Below are 10,865 nucleotides of genomic sequence, written 5' to 3' on the forward strand. Positions count from 1 at the left end.
GTGCGCCGGACATGGGTGGCCCGGTGCCGGACGCGGCGCGTCGTCCGGCACCGGGGAGGGATCAGCGGGCGCTGCCGCGGTCGAGCGCGGCGCGCACCAGGTCGGCGACGGCCATGGACTTGATGTCCAGGGCCCGGTCGGCCGGGGCGGGCCGCGGGGCCGGCTCGGACAGCTTCAGCAGGCTGTCGAGCAGCCCGGCCTCCCGGATGCGGTCGACGGGGATGCGGGAGATCAGGGCACGCACCTCGTCCTCACCCGGCGGGACTTCGGCCGGCTCGGGGTCCCTGGTGTCCGGCAGGAGCCGCTCGAAGAGGTGTCCGGCGAGTGCGAGGGGGGTGGCGTAGTCGAAGATCAGCGTCGACGGCAGGCGCAGTCCGCTGACCGCGTTCAGCCGGTTGCGCAGCTCGACGGCGGCGAGGGAGTCGAAGCCCAGTTCGGTGAAGGCGCGACGCGGCTCGACGGCGGCGGGGCCGGCGTGGCCGAGGACGGCGGCGACCTCGGTGCGCACCGCTTCGAGCACGGCGTGCTCGTGGTCGGCGGCCGGGAGGTCGGCCAGCCGCTCGGCCAGGGTGCCGGTCCGCTCGTCGCGCTCGGCGCGGACGGTGACACCGGCCAGGGTCCGCAGCACGGCCGGTACGTCCTGGCCACGCCGGCGCAGGGCCGCCGTGTCCAGCCGTACGGGCACCAGGGCCGGGCTGTCACACGCCACGGCGGCGTCGAACAGCTCCAGTCCCTCGGCCGGGTCGAGCGCGCCGATGCCGGAGCGCTCGATGCGCTGCACCTCGGCCGTGTCCAGCCCGGCGCCCATGCCCCCGCCGGACCACAGGCCCCAGGCGAGGGAGGTGGCCGGCAGGCCGAGAGCGGCACGGTGGGCGGCCAGCGCGTCGAGGAAGACGTTGGCGGCGGCGTAGTTGCCCTGGCCGGAGCCGTCGATGGTGCCGGCCGCCGACGAGAACAGCACGAAGTGGGCGAGGTCGCGGTCCCGGGTCAGTTCGTGCAGGTGCCAGGCGGCGTCCGCCTTGGGCCGCAGGACGGTGTCCAGCCGGGCCGGGGTCAGGGAGCCGACCAGGCCGTCGTCCAGGACACCGGCGGTGTGCACGACGCTGTCGACGGGGTGCGCGGAGAGCAGGGCGGCGAGCGCCGCGCGGTCGGCCACGTCGCAGGCGACGATCTCGGTACGTGCACCCAACTCAGCGAGCTCGTCCCGTAGTTGATCGGCTCCGGGTGCCTCGGGGCCGCGGCGGCTGGTGAGCACCAGGCGGGTGACGCCGTGCCGCTCGGCCAGGTGCCGGGCGACCAGGGCGCCGAGGCCGCCGGTGCCGCCGGTGACGAGGACGGTGCCCCACGGGCGGTCGGGGCCCGAGGAGTCGTCGGCGCGGACCAGCCGGGGGGCGTGCGCCCGGCCGTCGTGCCACTGCACCTCGGGCTCCCCGGAGTCGAGGAGGGCGGCGAGCGCGGCGCGGTCCGGGATCGGCGCGTCGGGCGCTGACCGGCCGACGAGGAGGATGCGGCCGGGGTCCTCGGCCTGCGCGGCCCGCACCAGCCCGTGCACGGCGGCGTCGGCGAGGCCGCCACCGGTGAGGACCACGAGCGCGGAGTCCGCGTACCGCTCGTCGGCCGACCAGGCCTGCAGCGTGCGCAGGGTGCGGGTCAGCGCGTCCCGTACCGCGCCGGGCAGCCGCTCGCCCTCCGCGTGCGGCGCGGTGACGGGCAGGATCACGACGTCCGGTACGGTCGCGCCGGGCGAGTCCAGGCCGGGGTGCACCGGGGCGCCGAGACCGAGGTCGTCGTCGCCGAGGACCGCCCAGGTACGGCGGTCGGGGCGGCCGGCGGCCTCGGGCAGCGGTTCGCCGGTGAGGGTGTACAGGTGGCGGCGCCTGCGCGGGGCGAGCCGGTCGGCGGTGACGGGGCGGGTGACGTAGGACTCGACGGTGGCGAGGGGCCTGCCCTCGGTGTCGGCCAGTTCGATGCGGGTGCCCTCGGCGCCGCGGGTGACGCGGACGCGTGCGGTGAGGGTGCCCGGGGCGTGCACGGCGACCCCGGTCCAGGCGAAGGGCAGGGCGATGCCGTCGGAGTGCTCGGCGGGCTCCGCCCCGCCGTCGCCGAGGGAGGTGACGTGCAGGGCGGCGTCCAGCAGCGCCGGGTGCAGGGCGTGCCGGGCGGCGTCCTGCCGGGCGCTCGCGGGCAGTTCGAGTTCGGCGAGCAGGGTGTCGCCGTCGCGCCAGGCGGCCCGTACGCCGCGGAAGACGGGGCCGTAGTCGTAGCCCTCGGCGTGCAGGCGCGGGTACAGGTCGCCGACGTCGAACGGGGTGGCGCCGGGCGGCGGCCAGGCGCCGGGGGCGGTGCGCGGCTCGGCCGCCGTGGCGGTGAGGGTGCCGGTGGCGTGCCGGGTCCAGCCCTCGTCGGCGGGGGCGTGCTCGGCGCGGGAGTGGATCTCGACGGTGCCGTCGGGGCCGACGGCGACCTGGAGGCGTACGGCGGTGTCGGTGGGCAGCACCAGCGGGGCCTGGAGGGTGAGTTCTGCCACGCCGGGGCGGCCGGTGAGGCGGCCGGCGTGCAGCGCGAGGTCGACCAGGGCGGCGCCGGGCACCAGGACCGTGCCCAGCACGGCGTGCTCGGCGAGTACCGGGTGGGTGGCGGTGGAGATCCGGCCGGTGAGCAGCAGTCCGCCGTCGCCGGGCAGATCCAGCCGGGCGCTGACCAGCGGGTGGTCGACAGCGGCGAGCCCGTGCCCGGCGGCGTCGCCCGCGCCGGCGGCCTGGGTGGGCAGCCAGTACCGGCGGTGGTCGAAGGCGTAGGTGGGCAGCTCGACCCGGCTCCCCCGGTACGCCGCGTACAGCACCGACCAGTCGACATCCGCGCCCCGCGTGTGCACAGCTGCCAACGCGCCGAGCAGGGCAGGCAGTTGGGCGGTGTCCTTGCGGGCGGTGGGGATGAAGGCGGTGTCCTGCGCGTCCGGGACGCAGTCGGGGCCCAGTGCGGTGAGCACGGGCGCGGCGCCGAGTTCGAGGAAGGTGTCGGCGCCCTTCGCGGCCAGGGTGGCGACGGCGTCCGCGAAGCGCACGGTCTGCCGCACGTGCCGTACCCAGTAGTCGGCGGAGCCGAGTTCGGCGGCGGTGGCCGGGGCGCCGGTGAGGGTGGAGACGATCGGAACGGTGGGTTCCGCCGCGACGATGCCGGTCATGACCTCCCGGAACGCGGCCAGCATGGGGTCCATGCGGGGCGAGTGGAAGGCGTGCGACACGCGCAGCCTGCGACGGGTGGCGAAGCGCGCGGCGATCTCGGTGACGGCGTCCTCGTCACCGGACACCACCACCGCGCGCGGGCCGTTGACGGCGGCGATCCCGCACCGCCCGTCCCCGTCCAGCAGCGCCGCCACCTCGTCCTCGGGCGCCTGTACGGCGATCATCGCGCCGCCCTCGGGCAGCGCCTGCATCAGCCGGCCCCGGGCGGCGACCGCGGTGACGGCGTCCGGCAGCGACCACACGCCCGCGACGTGCGCGGCGGCGAACTCTCCGACGGAGTGCCCGGCCAGCCAGTCGGGGCGCAGCCCGAACGACTCCAGCAGCCGGTACAGGGCGACCTGGGTCGTGAACAGCGCCGCCTGGGTGTAGGCGGTCTGCTCCAGGGTGTCCGCGTCCTCCCCGAACACGACCTCGGCCAGAGGGCGTTCGAGGTGCTTGTCGAAGAGGGCGGCGGCGCGGTCGAAGTGCTCGGCGTACACGGGGAAGGCGTCGTACCAGTCGCGGCCCATGCCGGGGCGCTGGGCGCCCTGGCCGGAGAACAGGTAGGCGAGGGTGCCGTCGGTGGCGGACCCGGTCACGAGCAGCCCCGGTGCGTCGGTGCCGTGGGCGAGTGCGTCGAGCGCGGTGGTGGCCTGGTCGTCGCCGGTCGCGAGGAGCACGGCGCGGTGGGGGTGGGTGCCGCGGGTGGTGGCCAGGGCCAGGCCGAGGTCGGCGGGGGCGGTGCCGGTCAGCTCCAGCAGGCGGCGGGCCTGGCCGCGCAGGGCCTCGGGCGAGCGGGCGGAGACCGGGAGGGCGAGCACCGGCGGGGCGGTGGCGGGGTCGGGCCGGGCGGGCTCGGGTTCGGCGAACTCCTCCAGGATCACATGGGCGTTGGTGCCGCTGATCCCGAAGGAGGACACCCCGGCGCGGCGCGGCCGGCCGGGTGCCTGCCAGGGGCGCTGCTCGGTGAGCAGTTCCACGGCGCCGGCGCTCCAGTCGACCTGGTGGGACGGCGCGTCCACGTGCAGGGTCTTCGGCAGCACCCCGTTGCGCATCGCCATCACCATCTTGATGACACCGGCGACTCCGGCGGCGGCCTGGGTGTGCCCCATGTTGGACTTGACGGAGCCCAGCCACAGCGGCCGGCCGTCGGGGCGGTCCTGGCCGTAGGTGGCGAGCAGGGCCTGCGCCTCGATCGGGTCGCCCAGTGTCGTGCCCGTGCCGTGTGCCTCGACGGCGTCCACGTCGGCCGGGGTGAGCCCGGCGGCGGCCAGGGCGGCGCGGATGACGCGCTGCTGGGAGGGGCCGTTGGGGGCGGTCAGGCCGTTGGAGGCGCCGTCGGAGTTGACGGCGGAGCCGCGCACCATGGCCAGCACGCGGTGGCCGTTGCGGCGCGCGTCGGACAGGCGCTCGACGACGATCATGCCGGCGCCCTCGCCCCAGCCGGTGCCGTCGGCCCCGGCGGCGAAGGACTTGCAGCGGCCGTCGGCGGCCAGCCCGCGCTGCCGGGCGAAGTCCACGAAGGTGTCCGGCGTCGACATGACGGTGACACCGCCGACCAGGGCCAGATCGCACTCGCCCTGGCGCAGCGCCTGGGCGGCGAGGTGCAGGGTGACGAGCGAGGAGGAGCAGGCGGTGTCGACCGTGACGGCCGGGCCCTCCAGGCCGAGGGCGTAGGCGACGCGGCCGGAGACGACACTGCCGAGGCTGCCGTTGCCGAGGTAGGCGGCGAGGTCCTCGGGCACCTCGGAGAGCCAGGTGCCGTAGTCGTGGTACATGACGCCCGCGAACACACCGGTGCGGGAGCCGCGCAGCCGGTGCGGGTCGATGGCGGAGCGTTCCAGCGCCTCCCAGGAGACCTCCAGCAGGAGCCGCTGCTGGGGGTCCATGGCCGTGGCCTCGCGGGGGCTGATGCCGAAGAAGCCGGGGTCGAACTCGGCCGCGTCGTACAGGAAGGCGCCCTCGCGGGTGTAGGTGCGGCCGGGGGTGCCCGGCTCCGGGTCGTACAGCGCCTCGGTGTCCCAGCCGCGGTCGGACGGGAAGCCGCCGACCGCGTCGACGCCGTCGGCGACGAGCCGCCACAGGTCCTCCGGCGAGCGGACGCCGCCCGGGTAGCGGCAGCTCATGCCGACGATGACGATCGGGTCGTCGTCCCGGCCGGTGCGGGCGGCGCTCACCCGGTCCTGCTGCGGGCCGGTGCCGAAGAGGGTGTCGCGGACGTGGTCGGCGAGGGCGCGGGAGGTCGGGTGGTCGAAGACGAGGGTGGCGGGCAGCCGCAGCCCCGTGACGGTGTTCAGCCGGTTGCGCAGTTCGACGGCGGCCAGCGAGTCGAAGCCGAGGTCGGTGAAGGCCCGGCCGGGATCGATGGCGGACGGTCCGTCGTGCCGCAGGACACCGGCCACTTCGGTGCGCACCAGGTCCAGCAGCGCGCGGTCGCGGTCGGCGGCGGGCAGCGCGGCCAGCCCCTGGTGCGTGGCCGTGGCGGGGGCGGCGCTCGCGGTGGCCCGGCGGGTCGCCGGCCGGACGAGCGTGGTGAGCAGCGGCGGGACGCCGTCGGGGCGGCGGCGTACGGCGGCGGCGTCGATCTCCACGGGCACCAAGCGGGCGGCGCGGGCGCCGACGGCGGCGTCGAACAGCTCCAGGGAGCGGGGCGCGGACAGACCGGGGATGCCGTAGCCCGCGATGCGCTCCAGGGCCGCCTCGTCGAGGGCGGCGCCCATGCCGCTGTCGGTGGCCCACAGGCCCCAGGCGAGCGCCGTGGCCGGCAGGCCGAGCGCGGCGCGGTGTTCGGCGAGGGCGTCGAGGTAGGCGTTGGCGGCGGCGTAGTTGCCCTGGCCGGGGCCGTCGAGGACGGCGGCGAGGGAGGAGAACAGCACGAAGTGGGCGAGGTCGCGGTCCCGGGTCAGCTCGTGCAGGTGCCAGGCGCCGAGGGCCTTGGCGTGGAAGACCTCGTCCACCATGTCGTCGGTGAGGGTGTCCACGATGCCGTCGCGGACGGTGCCGGCCGCGTGCACGACGGAGTCGACCGGGTGCTCCTCGAGCAGGCGGCGCAGCGCCTCGCGGTCGCCGACGTCGCAGGCGGCCACGGTCACGTCGACGCCGAGCGCGGTGAGTTCGGCCTCCAGTCGGGGGGCCGTGCCGCGGCGGCCGACGAGCACCAGGCGCCGCACGCCGTGGGCGCGGACCAGGTGCCGGGCGAGGAGCGCGCCGAGGCCGCCGGTGGCGCCGGTGACGAGGACGGTGCCCCAGTCGGCGGCGGGGGCGGGTCCCGCGGCGGGCTCGGCGGTGAGCCGCGGGACGGCGAACCGCCCGTCGGTGAGGGAGAGTTCGGGCTCCCCGGTGGCGAGGATCCGGCGCAGGTCCGCCTCGGCGGGCAGCACCTCGTGTTCGACCAGCACGTAGCGGCCGGGGTTCTCGGCCTGCGCGGAGCGGACCAGGCCGCGGACGGCGGCGTGGGCGGGGCTGGCGGGCGGGGTGACGACGACGAGCCGGGTCCCGGCGAGGCGCTGGTCGGTCTGCCAGGCGCGCAGCAGCCGCAGGACGTTGAGGACATGGGTGCGCGCGGCGTCGGCGCCGGCGGCGGCGGGGCCGGGCACGCGGTGCACGACGGCGTCCGGGGCGGGTCCGTCGGGCAGGGCGTCGAGGCCGCCGTCCAGGACGGTGACGGTCAGGGGTGCGGTGGTCGCCGGCCGGGGGTACGGCGACCACCGCACCGCGTACAGGACGTCGGCCGCCGGTACGGGACGGGAGGTCAGGGCCTCGATGTCGGCCACCGGGGCGCCGGTGGCGTCGGCGAGGCGGACGGAGAGGGTGTCGCCGCCGGCGCGGCTGATCTTCACGCGGACGGCGGAGGCGCCGGCGGCGTGCAGGGTGACACCGCTCCAGGCGAAGGGCACCAGCACCTCGGGGCGCGGCGGGGCGTCGAGGTCGGCGGCGTGCAGGGCGGCGTCGAGCAGCGCCGGGTGCAGGCCGAAGCCGGCCGCCTGGACGGCGGCCTCCTCGGGCAGGGCGACGTCGGCGTAGACGTCGTCGCCGCGCCGCCAGGCGGCGCGCAGCCCCTGGAAGGCGGGGCCGTATCCGTAACCCTGGTCGGCGAGGCGGGCGTAGACGTCGGTGGTGTCGAGCGGCCGGGCGTCCCGCGGCGGCCACTCGGTGAGGTCGGCGGTCCCGGCCGGGGCGGTGGTGGTGAGGACGCCGGCGGCGTGCTGGGTCCAGGGGTCGGCCGCGTCGGCGCGGGTGTGGACGGTGACGCCACGGCGCCCGGAGTCGTCGGGTTCGCCGACGGCGACCTGGACGGCGACGTCCTGGTCGGCGCGCAGCACGAGCGGGGCGCCGAGGGTCAGCTCCTCCAGGCCGGTCGCGCCGGCGTGGTCTGCGGCGCGCAGGGCGAGTTCGACGAAGCCGGTGCCGGGGAAGAGCACCTGCCCGGCGATGACGTGGTCGGCGAGCCAGGGCTGGGTCCGGATCGACAGCCGGCCGGTCAGGACGACGCCCTCGGCGCCGACGGCGACGACGGCGCCCAACAGCGGGTGGGATGCGGGGAGTTGGCCCAGGCTCGCGGCGTCGGTGGTGGTGCTCTGCGCCAGCCAGAAGCGGCGCCGCTGGAAGGGGTAGCGGGGCAGGTCGATGCGGCGTCCGCCGAGGGAGGCGAAGTGCCGCTGCCAGTCGACGGGGACGCCCCGGGCGTGGGCGGCGGCGAGCGCGGTGACGGCCTCGCGTGCCTCGGGCCGCTCGCGCCGCAGTACCGGCAGGAAGGCGGCGCCGGGCGCGTCGGTGCAGTCCGGGCCCATGGCGGACAGCACGGCGTCGGGGCCGATCTCCAGGAACGTCCGTACGCCGGAGTCGGCGAGTGCGCGGACGGCGTCGTGGAAGCGGACGCGGGCGCGGACGTGCTCCACCCAGTACTCGGGGTCGCACAGTTCGGTGGTGACGGGGGCGCCGGTGACGGTGGAGACCACCGGGAGCTTCGGCTCCCTGTAGTCCAGGACCTGGGCGACGCGGCGGAACTCGGCGAGCATCGGTTCCATCAGCGGCGAGTGGAAGGCGTGGCTGACCCGCAGCCGCTTGGTGTCGTGGCCGCGTGCGGCGAGTTCGGCGGCGATGCCGTCCACATCGGCGGCGTCGCCGGAGACGACGACGGCGTGGGGCCCGTTGGCGGCGGCGATGCCGGTGCGGGGCGTGAGCAGCGGCGTGATCTCGTCCTCGGCGGCGCGTACGGCGATCATGGCGCCGGCCTCGGGGAGTTGCTGCATGAGCCGGCCGCGGGCGGCGGTCAGGATGGTCGCGTCCTGGAGGGTGAGGACTCCGGCCACGTGCGCGGCGGCGATCTCGCCGACGGAGTGCCCGGCGAGCTGGTCGGGGGTGAGGCCCCAGCTCTCCAGGAGCCGGTGGAGGGCGACCTCGACGGCGAACAGGGCGGGCTGGGCGTACGCCGTACGGTGCAGCAGCCCGTCGTCCTCGCTGCCGGGCTCGGCGAACAGCACGTCCCTCAGGGGCCGGTCGAGCTGGAGGTCGAAGTGGGCGCAGATGTCGTCCAGGGCGTCGGCGAACACCGGGTAGACGGCGGCGAGTTCGCGGCCCATGCCGACGCGCTGGCTGCCCTGGCCGGTGAAGAGGTAGCCGAGTTCGCCGTCGGACCTGGCGCTCAGGGGCGTGGCGCCGGAGGCCAACTCCTGAAGGGCGGCGTGCAGTTCGGCGCGGTCGGCGGCGACGAGGACGGCCCGGTCGGGCAGGGCGGCGCGGGTGGTGGCCAGCGAGCGGGCGAGGTCGAGCGGCTCCGCCTCGTCGGCGAGGGGCAGCAGGTCGGCGGCGCGGGCGCGCAGGGCGGCCTCGCCGCGGGCGGAGAGGGTGAAGGGCAGCGGGGTGCCGGCGGGCAGGGCCGGGCCGTCCGCGGTGACGACGTCCTCCGGCTCGGGGCGCTCCAGGATGATGTGCGCGTTGGTGCCGCTGACCCCGAACGACGAGACGCCCGCGCGCCGGGCGCGGCCGGTCTCGGGCCAGGCCCGCTGCTCGGTGACGAGTTCGACGGCTCCGGACGCCCAGTCGACGGCGGGGGTGGGCACGTCGACGTGCAGGGTCGCCGGTATCCGCCCGTGTTCCATGGCGAGGACGGCCTTGATCACCCCGGCGACGCCGGCGGCGGCCTGGGTGTGTCCGAGGTTGGACTTGACCGAGCCGAGTAGCAGCGGGGCGCCCTCGGGGCGGTTGCGGCCGTAGGTGGCGAGGAGCGCGGTGGCCTCGATGGGGTCGCCGAGCCGGGTGCCGGTGCCGTGTGCCTCGACCATGTCGATGTCGGCACCGGCGAGTCCGGCGTCGGCGAGGGCGCGGCGGATCAGCCGCTGCTGGGAGGTGCCGTTGGGCGCGGTCAGGCCGTTGGAGGCGCCGTCCTGGTTGACGGCGGAGCCGCGGACGACGGCCAGCACGCGGTGGCCGTTGTGCCGCGCGTCGCTCAGCCGCTCCAGGACGAGCACGCCGACGCCCTCGGCGAAGCCGGTACCGTCCGCCGCGGCGGCGAAGGCCTTGCAGCGGCCGTCGGCGGCGAGGCCGCGCTGCCGGCTGAAGGCGGTGAACACTCCGGGGCCGCCCATCACGGCCACACCGCCGGCGAGCGCGAGGGCGGACTCGCCCTGACGCAGCGAACGGCACGCGAGGTGGACGGCGACGAGGGAGGCGGAGCAGGCGGTGTCGACGGTGACGGCCGGTCCCTCGGCGCCCAGGACGTAGGCGACGCGGCCGGAGATGACGCTGGCGGCGTTGCCGGCGAGCAGGTAGGCGTCGAGGCCGTCGGGGGCGTCGTGCAGGCGCGGGCCGTACTCCTGGACCTCGGCGCCGAAGAACATGCCGGCCGGGGTGCCGCGCAGCGCCGTGGGGTCCAGCCCCGCGTCCTCCAGGGCCTGCCAGGAGGTCTCCAGGACCAGCCGTTGCTGCGGGTCCATGGCGAGGGCCTCGCGCGGGCTGATGCCGAAGAACTCGGCGTCGAACTCGGTGGCGGTGTCGAGGAATCCGCCGCTGCGGACGTAGGCGCTGCCGGGTGTCTCGGGGTCCTCGTCGTAGAGGGCGTCGAGGTCCCAGCCGCGGTCCCGCGGGAAGCCGGACAGCACCTCGCCGCCCTCGGTGAGCAGCCGCCACAGGTCGGCGGGGGTGGAGATGCCGCCGGGGAAGCGGCAGCCGATGCCGACGATGGCGATCGGTTCGTCGCCGGTGGTGTCACCGGCCGGCTCGGGCCGGTCGTCGTCCGCCGTGCCGTGGACCTCGGCGAGCAGCCGGGCCGCCAGGTCGTGGACGGTCGGGCAGTCGTAGGCGAGGCCGACCGGCAGCTCCAGACCGGTGCGCTCGGTCAGCCGCCGGTGCAGGTCGACCGCGGCGAGCGAGTCGAGCCCCAGGCGCGCGAGCGGGGCGGCCGGGTCGAGGACCTGGGCCGTGCCCGGCCGGGCCGCCTCGATCGCCTCGGTCACGGCCGTGCGCACCAGTTCGGTCACCAGCCTGCGGTGCTGGGACGGGGCGGCCGTGGCGAGCCTTCGTGCCAGGGCTGAGTCGGATCCGGGCCCGTTCATCCACGCATCTCCATTTTCGGCCGACACCGGTTTTCCTCACCTTTTTCCACACCGTAGTGACGGCCTCGGAAGGGCCACACCCGTAAGG

1 protein-coding gene is annotated in these 10,865 nt (G+C 76.6%); it reads right to left on the bottom strand.

Annotation, left to right across the window (positions count from 1 at the left end; all coding sequences use genetic code 11):
• Positions 1-61 precede the first annotated feature (61 nt).
• Positions 62-10,777: an SDR family NAD(P)-dependent oxidoreductase gene (locus ACZ60X_RS26850; RefSeq protein WP_469603388.1), complete on the bottom strand. Its 10,716-nt coding sequence runs from the start codon at positions 10,775-10,777 to the stop codon at positions 62-64.
• Positions 10,778-10,865: the final 88 nt, after the last annotated feature.

The sequence above is a fragment of the Streptomyces sp. NPDC104106 genome (genome assembly GCF_055584345.1).

Bases quoted from the DNA above. Each gene is read 5' to 3' on its own strand.
- ACZ60X_RS26850 (WP_469603388.1), bottom strand. From the start codon at position 10,777: ATGAACGGGCCCGGATCCGACTCAGCCCTGGCACGAAGGCTCGCCACG.